The 22,379-nt window shown below is 73.9% G+C and carries 18 protein-coding genes; 6 read left to right on the top strand and 12 right to left on the bottom strand.

Features of this window, described 5'->3' with window-relative positions; translation table 11 throughout:
- Positions 1 to 200 precede the first annotated feature (200 nt).
- From ACR807_RS18365 to ACR807_RS18345, 5 genes are all read right to left on the bottom strand, one after another.
- Entirely contained in the window at positions 201 to 1,346 is a 1,146-nt protein-coding gene (locus tag ACR807_RS18365) for a DegT/DnrJ/EryC1/StrS family aminotransferase (RefSeq protein ID WP_438922554.1), read from the bottom strand.
- Between the two features lie 8 nt (positions 1,347 to 1,354).
- Positions 1,355 to 2,356 (bottom strand): SDR family NAD(P)-dependent oxidoreductase, encoded by a 1,002-nt coding sequence (locus ACR807_RS18360; RefSeq protein WP_438922553.1) that lies wholly within the window; start codon positions 2,354 to 2,356, stop codon positions 1,355 to 1,357.
- 25 nt (positions 2,357 to 2,381) lie between these two features.
- A complete protein-coding gene (locus ACR807_RS18355; RefSeq protein ID WP_438922552.1) occupies positions 2,382 to 3,443 on the bottom strand; it encodes a Gfo/Idh/MocA family protein in 1,062 nt (353 codons plus the stop codon).
- Positions 3,444 to 3,459: 16 nt separating this feature from the next.
- Positions 3,460 to 4,944: a sugar transferase gene (locus ACR807_RS18350; protein ID WP_438922551.1), complete on the bottom strand. Its 1,485-nt coding sequence runs from the start codon at positions 4,942 to 4,944 to the stop codon at positions 3,460 to 3,462.
- Positions 4,945 to 5,612: 668 nt separating this feature from the next.
- Positions 5,613 to 5,834, bottom strand: a complete 222-nt coding sequence (locus ACR807_RS18345) for an RNA-binding S4 domain-containing protein (RefSeq protein ID WP_438922550.1) — start codon at positions 5,832 to 5,834, stop codon at positions 5,613 to 5,615.
- Positions 5,835 to 5,953: 119 nt separating this feature from the next.
- On the opposite strand from ACR807_RS18345, the gene ACR807_RS18340 reads away from it, so the two are divergent.
- A complete protein-coding gene (locus tag ACR807_RS18340) occupies positions 5,954 to 6,712 on the top strand; it encodes a DUF742 domain-containing protein (protein ID WP_438922549.1) in 759 nt (252 codons plus the stop codon).
- Here ACR807_RS18340 and mug read toward each other — a convergent pair.
- From mug to ACR807_RS18320, 4 genes are read right to left on the bottom strand one after another with little or no spacing between them, the layout of a single operon-like run.
- Positions 6,689 to 7,204, bottom strand: coding sequence for a G/U mismatch-specific DNA glycosylase (gene mug / locus ACR807_RS18335; protein WP_438922548.1), 516 nt, complete (start codon positions 7,202 to 7,204; stop codon positions 6,689 to 6,691). The two genes, ACR807_RS18340 and mug, sit on opposite strands and share 24 nt — an antisense overlap.
- Entirely contained in the window at positions 7,201 to 9,006 is a 1,806-nt protein-coding gene (locus ACR807_RS18330) for a bifunctional metallophosphatase/5'-nucleotidase (protein WP_438922547.1), read from the bottom strand. Before ACR807_RS18330 ends, mug begins: the two co-directional genes overlap by 4 nt.
- A gap of 40 nt (positions 9,007 to 9,046) precedes the next feature.
- The gene (locus ACR807_RS18325; protein ID WP_438922546.1) at positions 9,047 to 10,012 is read right to left on the bottom strand and encodes a copper resistance CopC family protein; all 966 of its coding nucleotides are present in this window, start codon (positions 10,010 to 10,012) and stop codon (positions 9,047 to 9,049) included.
- 11 nt (positions 10,013 to 10,023) lie between these two features.
- Positions 10,024 to 10,581, bottom strand: coding sequence for a hypothetical protein (locus ACR807_RS18320; protein ID WP_438922545.1), 558 nt, complete (start codon positions 10,579 to 10,581; stop codon positions 10,024 to 10,026).
- 163 nt (positions 10,582 to 10,744) lie between these two features.
- Here ACR807_RS18320 and ACR807_RS18315 point away from each other — a divergent pair, with 163 nt between their 5' ends.
- The 5 genes from ACR807_RS18315 (at position 10,745) to ACR807_RS18295 (ending at position 18,081) form a co-directional block, all read left to right on the top strand.
- The gene (locus ACR807_RS18315; RefSeq protein WP_438922559.1) at positions 10,745 to 11,482 is read left to right on the top strand and encodes a response regulator transcription factor; all 738 of its coding nucleotides are present in this window, start codon (positions 10,745 to 10,747) and stop codon (positions 11,480 to 11,482) included.
- The gene (locus ACR807_RS18310) at positions 11,460 to 12,899 is read left to right on the top strand and encodes a sensor histidine kinase (RefSeq protein WP_438922544.1); all 1,440 of its coding nucleotides are present in this window, start codon (positions 11,460 to 11,462) and stop codon (positions 12,897 to 12,899) included. Before ACR807_RS18315 ends, ACR807_RS18310 begins: the two co-directional genes overlap by 23 nt.
- Positions 12,900 to 13,196: 297 nt before the next feature.
- Entirely contained in the window at positions 13,197 to 14,996 is a 1,800-nt protein-coding gene (locus tag ACR807_RS18305) for a glycosyltransferase family 39 protein (protein WP_438922543.1), read from the top strand.
- A gap of 38 nt (positions 14,997 to 15,034) precedes the next feature.
- Entirely contained in the window at positions 15,035 to 16,285 is a 1,251-nt protein-coding gene (locus ACR807_RS18300) for a bifunctional glycosyltransferase family 2/GtrA family protein (RefSeq protein WP_438922542.1), read from the top strand.
- Positions 16,282 to 18,081: a glycosyltransferase family 39 protein gene (locus tag ACR807_RS18295; RefSeq protein ID WP_438922541.1), complete on the top strand. Its 1,800-nt coding sequence runs from the start codon at positions 16,282 to 16,284 to the stop codon at positions 18,079 to 18,081. Before ACR807_RS18300 ends, ACR807_RS18295 begins: the two co-directional genes overlap by 4 nt.
- A gap of 66 nt (positions 18,082 to 18,147) precedes the next feature.
- On the opposite strand, the gene ACR807_RS18290 is transcribed toward ACR807_RS18295, so the two are convergent.
- The 3 genes from ACR807_RS18290 to aspS all read right to left on the bottom strand — a co-directional run bounded on the left by ACR807_RS18290 (position 18,148) and on the right by aspS (position 22,246).
- Positions 18,148 to 19,347 (bottom strand): hypothetical protein, encoded by a 1,200-nt coding sequence (locus ACR807_RS18290; protein WP_438922540.1) that lies wholly within the window; start codon positions 19,345 to 19,347, stop codon positions 18,148 to 18,150.
- A gap of 112 nt (positions 19,348 to 19,459) precedes the next feature.
- Positions 19,460 to 20,401, bottom strand: a complete 942-nt coding sequence (locus ACR807_RS18285) for a DUF389 domain-containing protein (RefSeq protein WP_438922539.1) — start codon at positions 20,399 to 20,401, stop codon at positions 19,460 to 19,462.
- Between the two features lie 6 nt (positions 20,402 to 20,407).
- Positions 20,408 to 22,246 (bottom strand): aspartate--tRNA ligase, encoded by a 1,839-nt coding sequence (aspS, locus tag ACR807_RS18280; RefSeq protein ID WP_438922538.1) that lies wholly within the window; start codon positions 22,244 to 22,246, stop codon positions 20,408 to 20,410.
- Positions 22,247 to 22,379: the final 133 nt, after the last annotated feature.

The following is a 22,379-nucleotide window of genomic DNA, read 5'->3' as shown; positions in this document are numbered from 1 at the left end:
CCGACCAGCGGAGCGCTGTTGCTCCGATCGTCGTGCGAGTCCTGTTACGCGTTACACCACAGGGGAAGCGGACTCACCGCCGAGAACCGGCCCACCTCGGTGGGCGGTCACGGGCAGTAGCCGCTATGCGACACGCCCCGGCGGCGGGCGGTGATGGGCGCCCGCCGCCGGGGGTGTCGTGTGGGTGGTCGTCGACCTTGCTAGTGCGACACCAGGGGCAGGGCCAGCGCCGCGCGCAGCTCCTCGACCACGGTGTCCTGCTCCGCGGCCGTCATGTCGTGGTAGAGCGGGAGGATCAGCGACCGACCGGTGAACGCCTCCGTCACCGGCAGGTCGACGTGCGGGTGGCCCGCGTACGCGGGTTCCAGGTGGGCGGCCATGATCCCCCGGCGCGCCGACACCCCCCGCGCGGCGAGCCTGGCCAGGACCTCGTTGCGGCCCGGCGCCGCCCCCTCGGGCAGCATCACCCAGAACGACTGGTAGTTGGTGGTCCCGTGCGCGGGGTCGCGCACGGCGCGCAGGTCCGGGCCGTCCTGGCCGAACGCCTCGGCGAGCAGCTCGTGGTAGCGCGCCGCCAGCTCGCGCCGGCGCCGCACGATCGCGTCCAGCTTGCCCAGCTGCACCAGGCCGACGGCGGCCTGGATGTCCGTCATGCGGTAGTTGAACGCGGTCTCCAGGTAGCTCTCGACCACCGCCCCGCCACCGGAGTGCCGCTCCGCCGCGCTCACGCTCATGCCGTGCTCGCGCAGCCGCCTGCCCCGGACCGCCCACTCCTCGCGGTTCGTGGTGAGCATCCCGCCCTCGCCGGTGGTGATCAGCTTGCGCGGGTGGAACGACCAGGCGGCCATCGCCGCGTCCGCGCCGACCGGCACGCCGCGGTAGGTGGACCCGGCCGCGCAGGCCGCGTCCTCGACCACGGTGACGCCCTTCGGGTCGCAGAGCGCGCGCAGCGCCTCCACGTCCGCGGGCACGCCGCCCTGGTGGACCAGGATGACGGCCTTGGTGCGGCCGGTGAGCACCTGCCCGACGGTGGCCGCCGACAGGTTCCCGGTCTCCGCGTCCACGTCGGCGAACACCGGCGTGGCACCGCAGTAGCGGACCGCGTTGGCGGTCGCGATGAACGACAGCGACGGCACGACGACCTCGTCGCCGGGGCCGACGTCGAGCAGGTGCAGCGCCACGTGCAGCGCGGTCGTGCACGACGACACCGCGACCGCGTGCAGCGCGGCGACCCGGCGGGCGAACGCGTCCTCGAACGCGGCCACCTTGGGCCCCTGCGCGACCCAGCCGGAGAGCACGGCCGCCGCGGCGGCGTCCGCCTCCTCCTGGCCGAGCCAGGGCTTCATGACCGGGATCATCGCACCGCCTCGGCGGCGCCGTCGCCCAGGCCGACCCACCAGGCGACCAGCTCGCGCAGGCCGTCCACCAGGCCGATCTCCGGCTTCCAGCCCAGGTCGCGGGCGGCGGCGGAGATGTCGGCCAGGCGGCGCGTGACGCCGTTGACCGCGCGCTCCGGACCGTGCTCCAGCGGCAGGTCGGAGTCCATCGCGGACAGCAGCGCCAGCGCCAGCTCCCTGAGGCTGGTCTCCTGGGCGCTCGCGATGTTGTAGACGGCGTCGGTGACCGGCGCCTTCGCGGCCAGCACGTTGGCGCGCGCGATGTCGTGCACGTGGACGAAGTCCATGGTCTGCGCGCCGTCGCCGAAGATCAGCGGCGACTCGCCCTCGGCGATGCGCTCCATCCAGCGGATCAGCACCTCGGTGTACTTGCCGTGGGCGTCCATCCGCGGGCCGTAGACGTTGAAGTAGCGCAGCGCCACGTAGTCCAGGTCGTACATCGCCTTGAAGCTGCGCAGCATGCCCTCGTTGAAGGCCTTGGCCGCGCCGTAGAACGTGTCGTTGTTGTACGGGTGGTGCCGCTCGGTGGTCGGGAACTCCTCGGCCAGGCCGTAGACCGACGCGGACGAGGAGGCGATCACCTTCTTCACGTTCGCCGCGGCGGCGGCCTCGACCACCGTGAACGTGCCGTCGACCAGGGCCTCCAGCGCGAGCCGGGGTTCCTCGGCGCACTGCGTGATGCGGATGGCGGCCAGGTGGAACACCAGGTCGACGCCCTGCGTGAGGCGGCCGACCAGGTCGCGGTCGTTGATGTCGCCGTCGACGACGGTGAGCCGGTCCCCCGCGGCGGCGGTGGCGTCGGCCAGGTTCTCCCGACGGCCGCGCACGAAGTTGTCCAGCACGACCACCTCGGCGGCCCCGGCGGCGAGCAACTGGTCGACCACCGCGGAGCCGATGGTGCCCGCCCCTCCGGTGACGAGGGCCCGCTGCCCGCTGATCGGCTGAGCCGCTTCCGACATGATGCCTGTTCCTTCCGGTGCTTCTTCAGACGGCCGCGAGGCCGGTGGTCCGGCCGACGGTGACGAACTCCCCGCCGGCGGCGAGGCTGGCGGAGGCCGCTTCGAGGATGGCGAGGACCCGCAGGCCCGACCAGCCGTCGGTGAGCGGTGCGCGCTTCTCCGTGATGGACGCCGCGAACTCGGCCATGACGCCGCGCAGCGCCTCCTTCTCCGGCAGCGCGGGCGCGACGGTGTCGCCCCGGCGGTAGGAGATGATCGCCTGGTGGCGGTCCTCGTCGCTCTCGATGCGGTCCGCGCCCCGGTCGTGCACGGAGAGGCGCTGCACGGCGTTGAGGTCGTCCCACACGACGGTGCGGCGGGAACCGCCGACGATCATGGTGCGGATCTTGGTCGGCGACAGCCAGTTCACGTGCACGTGGGCCAGCACGCCGTCGGACAGCTCCAGCGTGAGGTGGCCGACGCACGCGCGGCCCGCGCCGATCGGGTCCGATCCGTGCGCCGACACGCGGGTGACGCGCACGTCGTCGGGCAGGATCGCGTCGAAGATCGACAGGTCGTGCGGCGCGAGGTCCCAGAACACGTCCACGTCGGGCTGCACGAGCCCGAGGTTGATGCGCACCGAGTCCAGGTACTGCACGGTGCCCAGCTCGCCGGAGCGCACCAGGTGCCGCAGGTGCTGCACGGTCGGCGTGTAGACGAACGTGTGGTCGAGCATCAGGGTCAGGCCCCGCTCCTCGGCCTCGCGGACCAGCTCCAGGCCCTCGGCGTAGCCCGCCGCCAGCGGCTTCTCCACCAGCACGTGCTTCCCGGCGCGCAGCGCGGCCAGGGCGACGGGCAGGTGGGTCGCGGCCGGGGTGGCGATGGCCACCGCGTCGACCGCCGGGTCGGCCAGCACGTCGTCGAGCGAACCCGACACGCGGACGGTCGAGTAGTCGCCCAGCACGCGGCGGGCCCGCTCGGTGTCCAGGTCGCACAGGTAGCGCAGCTTCAGCCCCGGGGTGGCCTGGGCGTTGCGCACCAGGTTCGGTCCCCAGTAGCCGGCGCCGATGACGGCGATGCCGATCGGCTGGTCCATCTCGTTCCCCATTCTCTCGGCCACCACTTCAGTAGGCCCCCTGCCCACCGAAGACGGCGCGGAAGGTCTTCCACAGGATCAGCGCGTCCAGGGCGAGCGACCAGTCCTCGACGTAGCGCAGGTCGAGCCGCACGGACTCCTCCCACGACAGGTCGCTGCGGCCGGAGACCTGCCACAGGCCGGTCAGGCCCGGCTTGACCAGCAGCCGGCGACGCATGTCGGGGCCGTACTTCGCGCTCTCCTCCGGCAGCGGCGGCCGGGGGCCGACCAGCGACATGGCGCCGGTGAGCACGTTGAGCAGCTGCGGCAGCTCGTCCATCGAGTACCGCCGCAGGACGCGGCCGACCGCGGTGACGCGGGGGTCGCGCTTCATCTTGAACAGCACGCCCGCGCCCTCGTTGACCGCCTGGAGCTTGGCGCGCAGGGCGTCGGCGTTGGTGACCATGGTGCGGAACTTCAGGATCGTGAAGTGCGCGCCGTCCTTGCCGACGCGGCGCTGCTTGTAGAGCACCGGGCCGCGGGTGTCGACCATGATCGCCACGGCGACCGCCAGCAGCACCGGCGCGAGCAGGCTCAGCAGGAGGAACGCGCCGATCTTGTCCACGGTCGCCTTGACCATGCGGCGCACGCCGGTGAACGACGGCTCGGAGACGCGCAGCAGCGGCATCCCCAGCACGCCGGTGACGTGCAGGCGCGGTCCGGCGAAGTCCATCAGGGCGGGCGCGACGACCATCTCGGTGCCGGTGCCCTCCAGGTCCCAGGCGAGCTGCTGGAGCCGGCGCGGCGTCCAGTAGGCGTCCGGGGTGACGGCGACGACGCGGTAGCCGCCGCGGCGGACCTGCTCGGCCAGCTCGGCGAACCGGCCGACGACGGGCGTGCCCTCCAGCTCGACGCCGATCTCGGCGCGGCCGTCCACGGTGCACACCGCGTCCACGCGCCAGCCCAGGTGCGGGGCGCGGCGGGTGCGCGAGATGAGGTCCTTGACGGTGTCGACGTTGCCGGCGGCCAGCACCGGCAGCAGGCAGCGGCCCTCGCCGCGGGCCCGGTGCAGGGGGCGGCGCAGCGCGTAGCGGACCGGGAACACGACCAGCGCGACGGCCGGTCCCACGACGAACACCCACAGGCGGGCGCCGGGCAGCCCGGCCGCCAGCGCGCCCAGGCCCAGCGCGACGACGGAGCCGAACAGGCCCCGGCCGAGGCGGCGGAACTCCTCCGCGCCCTGGCCCAGCACCGTGGTGTTCCACACCCGGTTGAGGAACAGCGACCCGATGACCACCACGACCGTGACCGCCTCGAGGGCGAGCAGCGGCAGCGGGCCGAAGGAGGCGTGGTAGTGGGACAGCACGGCGCCCGCCAGGGCGACGACCAGCAGGGTGCACAGGACGTCTGCGGCGATGACGCCGTAGCGGTAGGCGGGTTCCCAGCTGTCGACGGTGGGGTGGGTCGTGCGGTTGGTGGTGGTGCCGACCCGCGCGACCGGTCTGCGTCGCGTGGGCTGGACCTGCTCGCTCATCGTGGTACTCCCCCGGTTGAGCCGGTTCGGACGTGCACGTTCGCAGGGCATCCCCGACGGACCCGCGTGTGGTGTACGGCAAATGGCGCTCGGCGATTTTTCGCCTCGGCAAACCGTGATTCGTCTTGGCACCGACGTGCGTTACACACACGGCGAACGTGGGCCGGTCGGACATTCCCCGGTGCGGCACACGGCGCACACCCAGGAGCATCACGAGGTGACTTCGGGTTACCGGCGTCCGGGCCGGAAAGGCTTGCCGGAAACCGGTAGCGTGCCCGTACACAGTGGTCGGAGACCTCGCCGGGTACGAGCGGACCCCACTATCGCCGCACGGCCGCGTTCTGTTACAGGGGGTTTCCGGTCGTCGCCGACGTCGTCCGGGAATGAGTCCGGAAAGGGTCTTCCGCCCCTTCTCCGAGACCGCATCGTGGCGGGCCGCGATCACCCATTCACAGACCGGCAGCAGCTATTCGGCGCAACGGCGTCGCCACTTCCGGTGATGGCCGCCGGGCAATTCCCACCCGGCCGGCCGATCAAGGGTGACGGACACCACTGGGCGACACCACCGGGGGCGGTCCGCGACGGGCGGGGGTGAGCGCCGGTTCACCTCGGTCCGCGCCCCACCCCACCCCGGTGGCGCGGGGCCGCGGGAGTGCGGCGGGGTGCGGCTACGCGTTCGTCACCAGGCGGACCTTCTCGTCGCCGACGGCCACCACGTCACCGTCGCCCAACTGGGCCCCGCGCCGGTTCTCCACCCGGCCGTTGACCGTCACCTGCCCGGACTCCACCAGGTCACGGGCGTGCGCGCCGTTGTCCGCCAGGTCCGCCAGCTTGAGGAACTGGCCCAACCTGATCATGTCGTCGGAGATCCCGACCTCGCGGATGCGCATCGTCCTATCATCCTCTCGGCCGCACGTGCGCCCGCACGTGCACCGGTTAACGAGGATTGCACGGACTCGAAACACGATCGACACGCGCCGCGCGCGCAGGCGGCTACGGTTCCCGCAATGTGAGCACAGCCAGCTCGGACCCGGAGTTTACCGGTGGCGGGGAGCGCAAGCGCCGCCGGTCCCTGCGCGGCGAGGTAGGCACCACCGGTGCCCGGTTCGGCTCGTCGGCGCTGCGGCGCAGCCTGGAGGAACCGGACGTCGACGTGCCCAAGCAGCCCCGCCGGCGGCGGTCGCTGCGCGGTGAGGTCGGGGCCACCGGTGCCCGGTTCGGCTCGGCGGCGCTGCGGCGCTCCCTGGACGAGGAGCAGGACCGGTCGGAGGGGACCGCGCCGGCCGGGAAGCCGGCCGGGGAACCGTCCGACGAGCCGTTCGGGGGTTCGTTCGACGAGCCGTTCGACGACTCCACGCGGCCGTCGATCCCGGTGGCGCGCGGCGGACCCGCCCCGACGCCGGAGCCGGAACCGGTCGAGGAGTTCTCCGGCCCGCTGGTGCGCCCCTACGCGTGGACGGGCGGGCGCACCGCGTCCGACTACGACCTGAGGCTGGAGACGCTCGTCTCGCTGGAGGAGAACGGCATCGCCGTCGCCATGCGCGAGTCGACCACCGAGCAGCGGTCCATCGTGGAGATGTGCGCGCGGTACCCGCGTTCGGTGGCCGAGGTGTCGGCGCTGCTCAGCGTGCCGCTGGGCGTGGTGCGGGTGCTGCTCGGCGACCTGATCGCGCTGGGCGTGGTGGCGGTGCACGACAACGCGTCCGCGCCCGGCGGTCCGGACCTGACCCTGCTGGAACGCGTGCTAGCCGGTCTTCGCCACCTCTGAGCGCAGCTGCCCGAACACCTCGGCCAGGTCGCTCAGGCGGTAGTGCGCGTTCAGCCCGCTCGGGTTGGGCAGCACCCACAGCCGCGACGGCCCGACCAGCTCGTCCTGGGGGCCGACCCCGGCCTTCTTGCGGTCGAACGCGGTCCGGTAGGCCGTGACGCCCACCACCGCCACCACCTCCGGCGCGTACCGCTCGGCCAGCGCCGTCAACGCCACCCCGCCGGCCCGCAGCTCCTCGCGCGACAGCTCGTCGGCCTTCGCCGTGGGCCGGTCGACCAGGTTGGTGATGCCCAGGCCGTGCTCCAGCAGCTCGAACTGCTCGGAGGGCGTGAACAGGCGCGGCGTGAAGCCCGACAGGTGCAGCGCCGGCCAGAACCGGTTGCCCGGCCGCGCGAAGTGCTGCCCCTTGGCACCCGACATCAGGCCCGGGTTGATGCCGCAGAACAGCACGTCCAACCCCGGCCCGACGACGTCCGGAAGCGGCTTGGTCACCCGGCGACCACCACCGGGACGCCGTCCACGACGAGCCGCCAGTCGGTGCGGGAGAACTCGGCCGGGTCGATCTCGCCGCGCTCCTGCACCCACTCGATCAGCAGCTGCCTGATCTCCAGCTGCCGGTTGTGCAGCACGGGCGCGGTGGCGACGTGCGGGAAGTTGCCGCCGCCGGACTGCCGGTAGTTGTTCACCGCGACCGCGAACGCCTGGTCGGCCGCGACGGGCGTGCCGCCGTAGCTCAGACCGGTGACCCGCTGCCCGACCGGCTTCGCGAGGTCGACGTCGTAGGTCAACGGCGCGTCGAGGCCCGCCGCCACGTCGTACAGGTAGTCGGGGGTGTTGTCGGCGTTGGTCACCGCGTCGGGCGCGTGCGGGCCGGGACCGTTCAGCGGCTTGAAGTAGCTCACCGAGCGCTCCAGGTAGTCCTTGAGCTGCGCACCGGTGAGTCGTACCCCGAACAGGGTGTTGTCGAACGCGTAGAGGCCGGCCACGTCGCGCACCGACACGTCGCCCGCCGGGATCGCCGCCGCCCGGTTGAACGGCGAGGCCAGCGACAGCACCGGCAGCGCCTCGGTCAGCGACGCCTTCAGCGCCTCGCCCTGCACGCGGTTGACGAAGTCCAGCGCGGCGGTGTCCTCGTAGCGCGCGGTGGCGGCGGACATCGCGGACCGCGAGGTGCCGATCTTCGAGTTCACGTACGCGACGACCCGGTCGTGGTCGGCGCGCAGCTTGCGGGTGATGACCGCGTCCTCGGGGACCGTGGCGGTGTCGAGCACCTGGGAGCGCGAGGCGGTCAGCGCCCACCCGCCGCGCGCCGTCCACTCCAGGTCGAACTCCATCAGGCTCAACCGCTTGCCCCAGAACAGGGGCTCGGTGAGCAGCACCGGGCGGCCGGTGACCTTGTTCGTGACGAAGCGCTGGGCGATCTCGGTGTGCGCGTGGCCGACCAGGATCGCGTCGATGCCCGGCACCTCCTCGGCGACCAGCGCCGAGCAGTTCTCCGGGAACGGCACCAGGTCGCCCAGCGAGGACGACAGGTCCGCGCCCGAGTGGGCGGCGACCACGACCAGGTCCGCGCCCGCCCGCTTGACCTTCGGCACCCACTCGCGGGCCTGCTCCAGCACGCCGGGGAAGGTCATCCGCCCCTCGACGTGGGCCTTGTCCCAGATCGCGATGCCCGGGTTGGTGAGGCCGAGGACGCCGACCCGCAGCGGGGCCGCGCCCGTGCGCCACACCGTCTTCACCACGTACGGGCGGAACGCGGGGCGGCCGGTGGCGGCGTCCAGCGCGTTGGCCGCGAGCAGCGGGAAGTCCAGCTGCTTCTCGAAGGCGCGCAGCAGGGGGATGCCGTAGTTGAACTCGTGGTTGCCGAGCGCGGCGGCGTCGTAGCCCAGCTCGTTCATGGCCGTGGCCATCGGGTGGACCTTGCGGCGGCCGATCGTCTCGACCTTCGCGTAGTAGTAGGCCAGCGGCGTGCCCTGGATGGTGTCGCCCGCGTCGACCAGCAGGGTGCGGTGCGCGCCGCGCTCGCCGCGCACCGCCTTGACCAGCGTGGACAGCTTCGCCAGGCCGATGTCGTTGTGGGCGCTGTCGTCGAACTCGCGGTTGGCGAAGTAGTCCCAGTTGAACACGTTGCCGTGCAGGTCGGTGGTGCCGAGGACGGTGAGCGTGAACCGGCGACCGCCGGTCCGCCCGTCCGGGGCGGCCTGCGCCGTCCCGGCGTGGAACCCGGCGGCAGCGAGGACGCCCGCGGCGGTGCCCGCGAGCACGGCACGGCGGGGCAGGGGGGACCCGGTCATGGGGTGACCGTAGCCATTGACCGTTGACGCGGTGGCGCGCTCACGCCTTGCCGGTCGCGTTGCCGGTCGGGCCGGGTCGGTCGTCGGGGGCCTCGCCGGTCAACCGCTGGGTCGGCTCGCCGGGCGCCGGGTCGCCTGGGGTGGGGTCGCCGGGAGTCGGGTCGGGCAGTTGCCCGGTAGGCGGGTCCACCCGCTCGGTCGGCGGGTCGACCCGCTCGGTCGGCGCGTCGGCGGGCAGCACCCGCGTCGGAGTGGCACCGGCGGCACCTGCGGCACCGGCCGCACCCGCGGTTCCCGCGGCACCGGCGGTCGGCGGCGTGGGGGTCCGGTCGCCCTCACCGCCCTTGCGGCGGCCCGCGGCGATGGCGACGCCCAGGCCGACCAGGATCACGGCCAGGGCGATCCACACCCACACCGGGACGCCGCCGCCCTCCCCACCCTCCCCCGCCGGGGTGGCGGCGCCGGTCGTGGCGGTCGGCGCGCCGGTCGTCCCGTCCGTCGTCGCGTCCACCGTCCCGTCCGTCGTGGGCGTGACCTGGCCGGTGGTCGAGGCGGCCGGGGCGGTGGTGGTCCCCGCCGGGGCCGGGGGCGGGGTCGTGCCGGGCACGCCCGGCGTGCCCGTGGCGGCCGGCGGCTGGGCGGGGGCCGGGAGGGTGAAGGCGAACGTCCCGTCCACGAAGTCGCCGTCCAGCGACTGCACCATCCAGGTCACCGAGTACTGCCCGGCGGGCGCGCCGGAGTCCTTCATCGGGATGGTCAGCGTCGCACCCTGCGCCGCCACCTCGCCCAACGGCCACGCGCTGCCGTCAGGGCCGGTGACGGTGATGGTGGCGCTCTCGGCGGGCACCGGTTCGGTGAACGTCAGCGTGAGCCGCGTGGGCCGCTGGGCCGGTGCGGAACCGTTCGCCGGGTCGCTGGACACCAGGTCGGTGTGCGCCCACGCCTGGGGCGCGACGCCGAGCAGGGCCAGGGTCGCCAGCAGCGCCGAGAGCGCCAATCGCGTCATAGCCGTAGTTTCTACCGCGTCGGCGGGGTGTCCTGCCCGTCAGCCGGCGGTTGGTCCTGGCCCGGCTGCTGCCGGCCCTGCCGACCGTCGGCGCGCACCGCGTCGCCCGCCAGGACCGCGTCGGCCGTGGAGCCCGTCGCCACCACGGTGACGGCGTCGCCGGCCGCGATGTCGTCCAGGTCGCCCCGACCGCCGTTGACCTGCGTGTCGTCGTCGACCTGGTAGGTCTTGACGAACCCGTCGTCGCTCTCGACCGTGATGGACGAGTCGGTCACCCCGGTGACCTCGCCGTTCTGGAACTCGCCGTGCTGGGCGTCGCCGAACGGGCCGCCCATGATCGTGAAGCCGGGACCGCCGCGCATCCCGTACGCGCCGCGCGGGCCGCCCATGCCCTGCTGGGCGGCCTCGGAGTTGCTCGCGGCGTAGATGACCCCGCCGCCGGCGGCGGCGATGCCCACGGCGATGGCGACCGCGACGAGCGTCCTGCGGCCGTTCCAGCTCGGTCCGGGAGCGGCGGCCCCCGGCGGCGGCTCGTCACCCCAGGTCGGGTTCTCGGTTTCGGTAGTCATGACGGCCACCGTCCCGGGCGAGCCTGTGCGGGGGCTGTGCGGCCCTTGGGCGGTGCCTGTGCGTCACCCGCCCGTGCCCCTCCCGCACGCCGTCGACCGGCGAGGACGGTTCACAGGTGGTACACAGGGTCGCCACAGGAGCGGCTCAAGCGCCCGCACGATGATGTGGAGCATGCGCGCGGTGACCTCCCCCGAGATCCGGCGGCCGGACGGGAGCCCGGTGCGGGTCCTCGTGGTGGACGACGAGTCCACCCTGGCCGAACTCATGTCCATGGCCCTGCGGATGGAGAAGTGGGAGGTGCGCACCGCGCTGGACGGCACGTCCGCCGTGCGCGTCGCGCGCGGGTTCCGGCCGGACGTGGTCGTGCTGGACGTGATGCTGCCCGACTTCGACGGCCTGGAGGTGCTGCGCCGCCTGCGCACGGACTTCCCGGCCCTGCCGGTGCTGTTCCTGACCGCGAAGGACGCGGTGGAGGACCGGATCGCCGGGCTCACGGCGGGCGGCGACGACTACGTCACCAAGCCGTTCAGCCTGGAGGAGGTCGTGCTGCGGCTGCGCGCCCTGCTGCGCCGCACCGGCGTCACCGGGGCGACCGCGGGCTCCGAGCTGGTCGTCGGCGACCTGGTGCTGGACGAGGACACCCGCGAGGTGCGCCGCGGCGGCACGTCGGTCGACCTGACCGCCACCGAGTTCGAGCTGCTGCGGTTCCTGATGCGCAACCCGAGGCGGGTGCTGTCCAAGGCGCAGATCCTGGACCGGGTGTGGAGCTACGACTTCGGCGGCCAGGCCAACATCGTCGAGCTGTACATCTCGTACCTGCGCAAGAAGATCGACGCGGGCCGCACGCCGATGATCCACACGATGCGGGGTGCGGGGTATGTCCTCAAGCCTGCGCCCTAGGACGTGGTCGCTGCGCACGCGGCTCGTCGTCGGGCAGTTGGCCCTGCTCGCCGTGGTGTGCGCGACCGTCGGCGTGGTCAGCGGGTTCGCGTTGCGCGACTTCCTGGTCGACAAGCTCGACGAGCAGCTGTTCGGCACCGCCGACCGGGCGATCCGGGCGCAGCTCGCGCCGCCGGGCAACCGCCGGCCCGACGACCCGCTGGAGGGGCCGGGGTTCGGCGTCGGGACCATCGTGATCATCAAGGACACCGGCAGCACCTTCCGGGGCAGCCTGGTCGCCCCCTCCGGCGAGACCGTGGCGCTGGTGGACGAGCAGGTCGCCGCCGTCGAGTCGGTGCCCGCGGGTTCGCCGCCGCGGACCGTGTCGCTGGGCGACGCCGGGGACTTCCGGGTCGTCACCGTCGCCCTGCCCTCGGGCCGGACCGTCTACACCGGTCTGCCGATGGACGACGTGGAGGGCACCGTGCTGCGCCTGGGGCTCATCCTCGGCGGGGTGTCGCTGGCCGGGTTGCTGGCGGCGAGCCTGGCCGGGACGTTCGTGGTGCGGCGCGCGCTCAGACCGCTGGACCGGGTGGCCGACACCGCGACGCGCGTCGCCGGGCTGCCGCTGCACCAGGGCGAGGTGGCGCTGGCGGAGCGCGTGCCCGAGGCGGACACCAACGCGGACACCGAGGTCGGCAAGGTCGGCCTGGCGCTGAACAAGCTGCTCGGCCACGTCGGGAGCGCGCTGGAGTCGCGGCACGCCAGCGAGACGCGCGTGCGGCAGTTCGTCGCGGACGCCGGGCACGAGCTGCGCACGCCGTTGGCGGCGATCCGCGGATACGCGGAGCTGACCCGCCGCACGAAGGACACCGTGCCGCCGGAGATCGGGCACGCCATGCGCCGCGTGGAGTCCGAGGCGGTGCGGATGACGTCGCTGGTGGAGGACCTGCTGCTGCTGGCGCGCCTGGACGCGGGCCGGCCGCTCGCGCGGGACCCGGTCGACCTGTCGCGGATCGTGGTGGACTCGGTGAGCGACGCGCGGATCGCCGGGCCGGAGCACGAGTGGCGGTTGCAGCTGCCGCCCGAGGCGTTGGTGGTGACGGGTGACGGGCACAAGCTGCACCAGGTGCTGGCGAACCTGCTGTCCAACGCGCGCACGCACACGCCGCCGGGCACCACCGTCGTGACGCGACTGTCCACTGTGGGCGAGCACGTCGAGGTTGCGGTGACCGACGACGGCCCCGGCGTGCCGTACGACCTCCAGCCGGAGGTCTTCGAGCGCTTCACCCGGGGCGACACGTCGCGCTCCCGTGCGGCGGGCAGCACCGGCCTGGGCCTGTCCATCGTGGCCGCCGTGGTCGCCGCCCACGGCGGCGCGGTCCGCGTCGACAGCCGCCCCGGCCGCACCACCTTCACCGCCCGCCTCCCCCGCTAACCCCCGAGAGTCCAACCCCCAGGTCCCGAGAGTCCAACGCTCAGGTCCCGAGAGTCCAACCCTCAGGACCCCTGAGTTCTTCATTCGGGCATACCGACCGGTCGGCTCGAACGAAGAACTCACCGGGCCTGAGCGTTGGACTCTCGGGGTCTGAGCGTTGGACTCTCGGGGTCTGAGCGTTGGACTCTCGGGGTCTGAGCGTTGGACTCTCGGGGTCTGAGCGTTGGACTCTCGCGGCACAGGTGGTTCACAGGGTGGGGACAGGGGTGGCTCAGGTGGCGGGCCCAGGGTGTGGGCATGCGAGCGCGACTACCCCTTTTGCTGTTGCTGGCCGGGACGGCGGTGCTGTACCTGTGGCGCCTGGGCGACTCCGGCTGGGCGAACGCCTACTACTCCGCCGCCGCGCAGGCCGGGGCGGCGAGCTGGGAGGCGTGGTTCTTCGGCGCCACCGACCCGGCCGGCTCGATCACGGTGGACAAGACGCCCGCCGCCACCTGGGTGATGGGGCTGTCGGCACGGCTGTTCGGCGTCAACGCCTGGAGCGTCCTCGTCCCGCAGGCGCTGATGGGCGTGGCGAGCGTGGCCCTCCTGCACGCCACCGTCCGGCGCACGGCGGGCGAGGCGGCCGGGCTGGTCGCGGGCGCGGTGCTGGCGTTGACGCCGGTGGCGGTGCTGATGTTCCGCTTCAACAACCCCGACGCGCTGCTGGTGCTGCTGCTCGTGGCGGGCGCCTACTGCACGGTTCGCGCCACCGAACGGGCCCGGGTCGGGTGGCTGGTGCTCGCGGGTGTCGCGGTCGGGTCCGGGTTCCTGGCGAAGATGCTCCAGGCGTTCCTGGTGCTGCCCGCGTTCGGCCTGGTGTACCTGGTGTTCGCGCCCGCGCCGGTGCTGCGCAGGGCGTGGCACCTGGCCGCCGCGCTCGGCGCGCTGGTCGTCGCGGGCGGCTGGTGGGTGCTGGCCGTCGAGCTGGTACCCGCGTCGGCACGCCCCTACGTCGGCGGGTCGCAGCGGAACAGCGTGCTGGAGCTGGCGCTGGGCTACAACGGCCTGGGCCGGCTGACCGGTGACGAGGTGGGCAGCGTCGGCGGCGGTGGCGGCTGGGGCTCCACCGGCTGGAGCCGGTTGCTGGGCGCGGAGATGGGCGGTCAGATCGCGTGGCTGCTGCCGACCGCGCTGGTGCTGCTGGTCGCCGGGTGGTGGGCCGGCCGGCGACCGGAACGGGTCGGGCTCGCCCTGTGGGGCGGGTGGCTCGTGGTCACCGCCGCCGTGTTCAGCTTCATGAACGGCATCATCCACGCCTACTACACGGTGGCCCTGGCCCCCGCGATCGGTGCGGTCACCGGCACCGGCGCGGTGGCGCTGTGGCGCAGGCGGCACGAGCCGCCGGCGGCGGCGGCGCTGTCCGGCGCGCTCGCGGTGACGGCGCTCCAGTGCTACCTGCTGCTGCTCGACTGGTCGGCGACGTTCGCCGCGGTGGTGCTGGTGCTCGGCCTGCTGGCGGCCGTCGGCCTGTTCCTGGCCGCGGTCGTGCCGGTCGCCGTGCTGGCACCGGTCGCGCTGGTGGCCGCGCTGCTCGGGCCGGGCGCGTACTCGGTGGCGACCGCGGCGACCCCGCACTCCGGCGCGATCCCCGCCGCGGGACCCGCGCGGGGAGGCCAGGCGGGCGGGGTGGTGCTGTTCGACGGCGGGCGCGGCACGTCGAGGGGCGGCGCGGGCGGCCTGCTGAACGCGGCGGAACCCGGCGAGGCGCTGGCGGCGCTGCTGCGGGACGGCGGCGAGGGCTTCACGTGGGCGGCGGCGGCCGTCGGGTCGAACGCGGCGGCCGGGTACCAGCTGGGCAGCGGCGTGCCGGTGATGGCGGTCGGCGGGTTCAACGGCACCGACCCCTCCCCCACGCCGGAGGGCTTCCGGCGGCTGGTCGAGGAGCGGCGGGTGCGCTACTTCCTCGGCGGCGCCGGCATGCCCGCGGAGAGCGGCAGCGACGCGTCGCGGCGCATCGCCGAGTGGGTCGAGGACACGTTCGAGGTCACCGAGGTGGACGGCGTGGCCGTCCACGACCTCACCGCGCCGGTCCTCACAGGCGGGGCACAGGCATGACACACGGAGCGCCCAGCCACGCGCACGACGGTGGCGCCATGACCTTCGCGACGCCCACGGCGACCACGGTGCTCGACGTGGTGGTCCCCGTCCACAACGAGGAGCGCGACCTCGCGCCGTGCGTGCGCAAGCTGCACGCGGACCTCACCGAGAGCTTCCCGTACACCTTCCGGATCACCATCGCGGACAACGCGAGCACGGACGGCACGAAGGACGTCGCCGACGGGCTGGCCCGCGACCTGCCCGGGGTCACCGCCGTGCACCTGGCCGAGAAGGGCCGGGGCCGCGCGCTCAAGGCGGTGTGGTCGGCGTCGGACGCCGCCGTGCTGGCGTACATGGACGTGGACCTGTCCACGGACCTCGCCGCGCTCGCGCCGCTCACCGCGTCGCTGATCTCCGGCCACTCGGACCTCGCCATCGGCAGCCGCCTGGCGCGCGGCGCGCGGGTCGTGCGCGGGCCGAAGCGCGAGTTCGTCTCCCGCTGCTACAACCTGCTCCTGCGCGGCGCGCTCGCCACCCGGTTCAGCGACGCGCAGTGCGGCTTCAAGGCCATCCGCGCGGACGTGGCCCACCGGCTGCTGCCGCACGTGGAAGACACCGGCTGGTTCTTCGACACCGAACTGCTGGTGCTCGCCGAACGGGCGGGCGCACGCATCCACGAGGTGCCGGTGGACTGGGTGGACGACCCCGACAGCCGGGTGGACATCGTCTCCACCGCGGTCGCCGACCTCAGGGGCGTCGCCCGGGTGGCCCGCGGCCTCGTCACCGGCCGCATCCCGATCGGCGAGCTGAGCGCGCAGCTGGGGAGGCGACCGCTGGAGCCGCACGCGCCGGGCGTGCCCGCCGGGCTGGTGCGGCAGCTCGTGCGGTTCGCCGCCGTCGGCGCGGTCAGCACGCTGGCCTACCTGCTGCTGTTCGTGCTGCTGCGCGGCGGGCTGGGCGCGCAGGGCGCGAACCTGGTGGCCCTGCTCGTCACGGCCGTCGCCAACACCGCCGCCAACCGCCGGTTCACGTTCGGCGTGCGCGGCGGGCGCGGCGCGGGCAGGCACCAGTTCGAGGGGCTCGTCGTCTTCGGCCTGTGCCTGGCGCTGACCAGCGGCGCGCTCGCCGTGCTGCACCTGTTCGCCGCGCCCGGCGGTGCGGCCGACCTGGTCGCGGTCGTCGGGGCCAACCTGCTCGCCACCGCGCTGCGGTTCCTGCTGCTGCGCAACTGGGTGTTCCGCGCGCGGCGCGGTGCCGCCGCGCCCGTCCGGACCGCACCCGACCAGACCCTGGAGACCACCCGATGACCGCCACCCTGCCCGCCCCCGCGCCGGCGCCCGCCGTGCCCGCGCCGGAGCGCGGCTGGACCACGCCCGCGCTGGTCGTGCTGCTCGTCGGCACGGCGGCGCTCTACCTGTGGGACCTCACCGACAGCGGGTGGGGCAACAGCTACTACGCCGCCGCGACCCAGGCCGGCGCGCAGAGCTGGACGGCCCTGCTGTTCGGCGGGCTCGACGCCGGCGGCGTGATCACGGTGGACAAGCCGCCCGCCGCGCTGTGGGTCAGCGGCGTGTTCGCGCGGCTGTTCGGCTTCTCCAGCTGGACGGTCCTCGCGCCGCAGGCGGTCGAGGGCGTGCTGGCGGTGTGGCTGCTGCACGCCACCGTGAAGCGCACCAGCGGCCCGGTGGCCGGGCTGCTCGCGGGCGCGGCGCTCGCCGTCACACCGGTGGCCGTGCTGGTGTTCCGCTTCAACCTGCCCGACGCGCTGCTGGTGCTGTTGATGGTGGCGGGCGCGTACTGCACGGTGCGGGCGCTGGAGAGGGCGTCGGGCCGGTGGCTCGCGCTGGCGGGCGTCGCGGTCGGCTTCGCGTTCCTGGCGAAGATGGGGCAGGCGTTCCTGGTGCTGCCCGCGTTCGCGGTCGCCTACCTGCTGGCCGCGCCGACGTCGTTGGCCAGGCGGTTCCTGCACCTGATCGGCGCGGGCGCCGCGGTCGCGGTGTCGGCGGGGTGGTTCGTCCTGCTGGTCGGGTTGTGGCCGACCGACGCGCGCCCGTACATCGGCGGCTCCGCCGACGACTCGCTGTGGGAGCTGGCCGTGGGCTACAACGGCCTGGGCCGCATCTTCGGCGGTGCCGGCGGCGGGGCCGTGGGCGGTGGCACGGGCGACGGCAGCCTCGGGTTCGGCGGCGGCACCGGCGTCGACCGGCTGTTCGGCGCGAGCATGGGCGCGGAGGTCTCGTGGCTGCTGCCCGCCGCGCTCGTCGGCCTGGTCGCCGGGCTGTGGTTCACCCGCCGCGCGCCGCGCACCGACCGCACCCGCGCCGCGCTCGTCCTGTGGGGCCTGTGGGTGCTGGTCAACGGTGTCGTGTTCAGCTTCATGAGCGGCATCACGCACCCGTACTACACGGTGGCCGCCGCGCCGGGCGTCGCCGCGCTCGTGGCCATCACCGGCCGCGAGCTGTGGCGGGGCCGCGCGCACCTGCCCGTGCGCGTGTCGCTCGCGGTGGTGGTCGCCGCCTGCGGCTTCTGGGGCTTCGCGCTGCTCGACCGCTTCCCGGACTGGCTGCCCGCCCTGCGCTGGGTGGTGGGTGCGCTGACCGTGGCCGTCGCCACCGCGATCGTCGTGGGCGCGCGCCGGGTGGCCGCGCTCGCCGTCGTCACCTCGCTGCTCGGCGCGGCGTCGTTCGGCGTCGCCACGGCCGCCACGCCGCACTCCGGCTCGATCCCGATGTCCGGTCCCGCCGGGTACGCGGGCGAGGGCGGCGCGGGCGCGGAGAGGGGGGACGACAACTCCGAGCTGGCCGAGCTGCTCAAGGCCACCACCGGCACGTGGGCCGCCGCCACGCTGAGCGCGCAGGGCGCGGCGAGCCTGTCCCTGGCCTCCGGCAAGGCCGTCATCGGCATCGGCGGCTGGAGCGGCGGCGACCCCGCGCCGACGCTGGAGGAGTTCCGGCGGTACGTCGCGGAGGGCCGGGTCGGCTACTTCGTCGCCGAGGGCCGCGGCGGCGGCGTGGGCGGGGGCGGCGGCGACATCCCGACGTGGGTCGCGGACAACTACGAGCCGACCACCGTCGGCGGCGCGACCGTCTACCGGTTGAGCTGACCCCCGGCGGTCAGGGGCGGTGGCGGCGCACCGGGGGGTGCCGCCACCGCCACGGGCGGCGGAACGCTACCGGAACGCCGGGTACAGCGGCAGTTCGGTGACCGTCGACCCGTAGCGGGAGACCAGCGCCGCGACCACCTCGTCGGCGTGCGCGGCGACGTGCTTGACGCCCATCGCGAGCGCGTCGGCCCGCAGCCGCACCCACCGCGCGGTCAGCACGGTGCTGCGCGGCGGCGAGTCCAGCGGCCGGTGCCCGGACGGCAGCGCCGAGTCGAGGCCCGGCAGGCCGCGCCACGTGCCCAGCCACACCCACAGCAGCTGCGCCTCCAGCAGCCGGGGCAGGAACACCGCGTCGTCGTCCAGGTCGGGCCACACCGAGGACACCTCGGCCCGCCACGCCGCGACCATCGCCTCGGACATGCCGGCGGGCAGCCCGTAGGCGCACCAGCACGACGGGAACGGCACCCGCAGGCACGCCGCGTCGAACACGATGTCGCGCACGCAGCCGCCCTCGAAGTCGAGGAACCGCACGCCCCTGCTGGTCACCAGGTGGTTGTCCGGGCACGAGGTGGACGGGCTGAACGCCCGCCGGCGGGACGTGGTGAACCCGCGCACCGCGTCCTGCGCGAACCCGCGCACGGACTCGGGCGTGTCGACGCCCAGCGACGAGGACAGCAGGTCGGGCAGGCCGCCGAGGGCCGTGTGCACGTCCACCACGATCGGGTCGGCGCAGCACTGGCTGCCCTGGCGGCGCATCAGCGCGTCGAAGTCGGCGTCGCGCCCCGCGGTGGTGGCGTGCAGCCGGCCCATCGCGTGCGCCCACGACAGCAGGCCGCGCTCGGCGGCCCGCGCGTCCGGGCCGAGCAGCTTCTCCGCCAGGCGCGGCGCCTTGCCCAGGTCCTCCAGCACGACGAGCCGCTTGGCGTTGTCCTGCGCGACCAGCTCGGGCGTCAACCGCTCCTCGGACGGCAGGGCGGTGAGCAGCTTGTGGCTCACGACCTCGTGCGCGAACGGGTCGCGGTCGGCCACCGGCTGCGGGTAGCGCTTGACGACGAGCGTGCGGGGCAGCGAGAACGGCGTCTGCGCCACGCGGACGCGGGCCACCACGGACCGGCCGGCTCCCCCGAGGTCCTCGGGATCGGCCAGCCGGACCGGTGCTCCGAACCTCCCGCTCAGGACCGACTCCGCCGCCGCCACCGCGTCGTCCAGCTCGGAAGGGGCAGCGTCGTCGATGTCCTGCGGGCCGGCGGTGATGTCCACGCTCATTGCCTCCGACCCTACTCCCGGTGGTGCCCGGGCTGACAGGACCCGTCCGGGCGCCGCGCCGGCGGTGCGCGCCGACCGCCGGGCTCAACGGTATGTCGAAATGGTGGCCGAGTCAGCCCTTCGCGAGCGGTCTGCCCAGGTCACGAACCTGCCCTCGGCGGTGCCGCACGACCAGGACCAGCGCCGCGGCCACGACGACGCCCACCAGGTTCACCGCCAACTGGGCAACCGAACGGAGGCATATGTCCCACTGGCCGAGAACCGCGGCGACCGCGGCGTACCCGGCGGCGGGCACCGTGGTGACCGAGATGAACACCCCGACGAGCGCCGCCGACTTGGACGACGTCATCGACAGCATGCCCGCCGCGCCCGCCAGCAGCGCGACGATCAGCGAGAACGGGCCGACCTCGAACACGAAGTCGACCTGGTGCCCGGACAGCGCCAGGTCCCGGTCGAACAGGTCGGTGTACGACCCGAGCCAGGTGGCGAACGCGGTGACGAGCATGGCCAGCGGGAAGCCGACGACCAGCGCCAGCGAGGCGCGCTTCACCAGGTCCCGGCGCCGCAGCACCAGGCCGACGGCGATGGCGGCGAGCGGGCCGAACTCGGGACCCACGACCATCGCGCCGACCAGGGTGACCGGCGAGTCGGTGACCACGGCGACCGCCGTGAGCAGGCACGCGATCGTCAGGAACGCCTGGAACGTGCCGTTGAGCTTGGACTCCTCGCCGGTGCGGGCCAGCAGCTCCTCCCACACCACGGCGTCCGCGCCGTCGCCCGGCACGGACTCCTCGGCCCGGTCGGCCGCGTCGGACAGCGCCGTGTCGATCTGCTCCAGCGTCACGCCGCCGTCGCGGTCCAGGCCCAGCGCGCACAGGGAGGCCACCACCTCGTCGGTGGCCTCCCGGGCGACGTCGGCCTCGACCACGTCGCCCTCGGGCAGCACGGCCGCGCCCTTCAGCAGCACGACGTGCGTGACGCCGGGGTGCCGCTTGAGGAGGTCGAGCACCTGTTCGGTCTGCCCGACCGGGCTGAGCGCCCGTAAGTGCAGCACGTCCGGCTACGCGTTCTTCTCGGGCTTGTCGGCGGTCTTCTCGGCGCTGTTCTTCTCGGCGTTCTTCTCGGAGCTGTTCTTCTCGGCGGGCTTGGCGTCCACGCCCGCCTCCTTGCGCTGCTGGGGCGTGATCGGCGCGGGCGCGGCGGTCAGCGGGTCGTAGCCGCCGCCGCTCTTGGGGAACGCGATGACCTCGCGGATCGAGTCGTAGCCGCCGAGCAGCATGGCGATCCGGTCCCAGCCGAACGCGATGCCGCCGTGCGGCGGGGCGCCGTACTTGAACGCGTCGAGCAGGAAGCCGAACTTCTCCTGCGCCTCGTCCGGGGTGATGCCCATGACCTGGAACGCCCGCTGCTGCACGTCGGCGCGGTGGATGCGGATGGACCCGCCGCCGATCTCGTTGCCGTTGCAGACGATGTCGTAGGCGTAGGCCAGCGCGTTGCCCGGGTCCTCCTCGAAGCGGTCGACCCACTCCGGGGTGGGCGAGGTGAACGCGTGGTGCAGCGCGGTCCACTTGCCGCTGCCGACCGCGACGTCGTCGCCGATCTTGTCCACGGCCTCGAACATCGGGAAGTCCACGACCCACGCGAAGGACCAGGAGCCCTCCTCGATCAGGCCGACCCGGTGCGCGATCTCCACGCGGGCCGCGCCGAGCAGGGCGCGCGCCGTGTCCGGGTCGCCCGCGCCGAAGAACACGCAGTCGCCGGGGTTCGCGCCCACGGCCTTGGCCAGGCCGTCGCGCTCGGCGTCCGAGAGGTTCTTCGCGACCGGGCCGCCGAGCGTGCCGTCCTCGTTGACCAGCACGTACGCCAGGCCGCGCGAGCCGCGCTGCTTGGCCCACTCCTGCCACGCGTCGAGCGTGCGGCGGGGCTGGGAGGCGCCGCCGGGCATGACGACCGCGCCCACGTAGGCGGCCTGGAACACCCGGAACGGGGTGTCCTTGAAGTACTCGGTCAGCTCGGTCAGCTCCAGGCCGAAGCGCAGGTCCGGCTTGTCGGTGCCGTACTTGGCCATCGCCTCGGCGTAGGAGATGCGGCGGAACGGCTGGGCGATCTCGTGCCCGGCCAGCTCCTTCCACAGCGCGGAGACGATCTTCTCGCCGAGGGCGATCACGTCGTCCTGCTCGACGAAGCTCATCTCGATGTCGAGCTGGGTGAACTCCGGCTGCCGGTCGGCGCGGAAGTCCTCGTCCCGGTAGCAGCGGGCGATCTGGTAGTACCGCTCCAGGCCGCCGACCATCAGCAGCTGCTTGAACAGCTGCGGGGACTGCGGCAGCGCGTACCAGGAGCCGGGGCGCAGGCGCGCGGGCACCAGGAAGTCGCGGGCGCCCTCGGGCGTGGAGCGGGTCAGGGTCGGGGTCTCGACCTCGACGAACTTCTCCGCGTGCAGCACGTCGCGGGCGATCCGGTTGGCCTCGCTGCGCAGCCGCATCGCCTTGGCCGGGCCGCTGCGGCGCAGGTCCAGGTAGCGGTGGCGGAGGCGGGCCTCCTCGCCGACCTCCAGGTGGTCGTCGAGCTGGAACGGCAGCGGCGCGGCCTCGTTCAGCACCTCCAGCGAGGAGGCGTAGACCTCGACGTCGCCGGTGGGCAGGTCGGCGTTCTCGCTGCCCTCGGGGCGGCGGGACACCTCGCCGACGACCTTGACGACGAACTCGGAGCGCAGCCGGTGGGCGCGCTCCGCCATCTCGCCCTCGCGGAAGACGACCTGGGCCACGCCGGAGGCGTCCCGGAGGTCGATGAAGATCACGCCACCGTGATCGCGCCTGCGGGCCACCCACCCGGTCAGGGTGACGGACTGCCCGGCGTGCTCGGCGCGGAGCGTCCCGGCCTCGTGCGTGCGCATCACGGGTACTGCTCTCCTCGGGGTAGCTCGACCAACGACTGGTCGTCAAGGCTAGCCAACGGCCCCGCGGCCGGTGCCACCAGGTTTCCCGAGGGTCCCGCGGCGGGTGCCGCCGGGTTTCCCGACGTCGTGCCGG

Origin of the sequence: Saccharothrix sabaoui (assembly GCF_051756985.1) — a bacterium.
Lineage (GTDB): Bacteria > Actinomycetota > Actinomycetes > Mycobacteriales > Pseudonocardiaceae > Actinosynnema.
The sequence above is the reverse complement of the archived record's forward strand: the minus strand, read 5'-3'. Positions and strand labels throughout refer to the sequence as shown.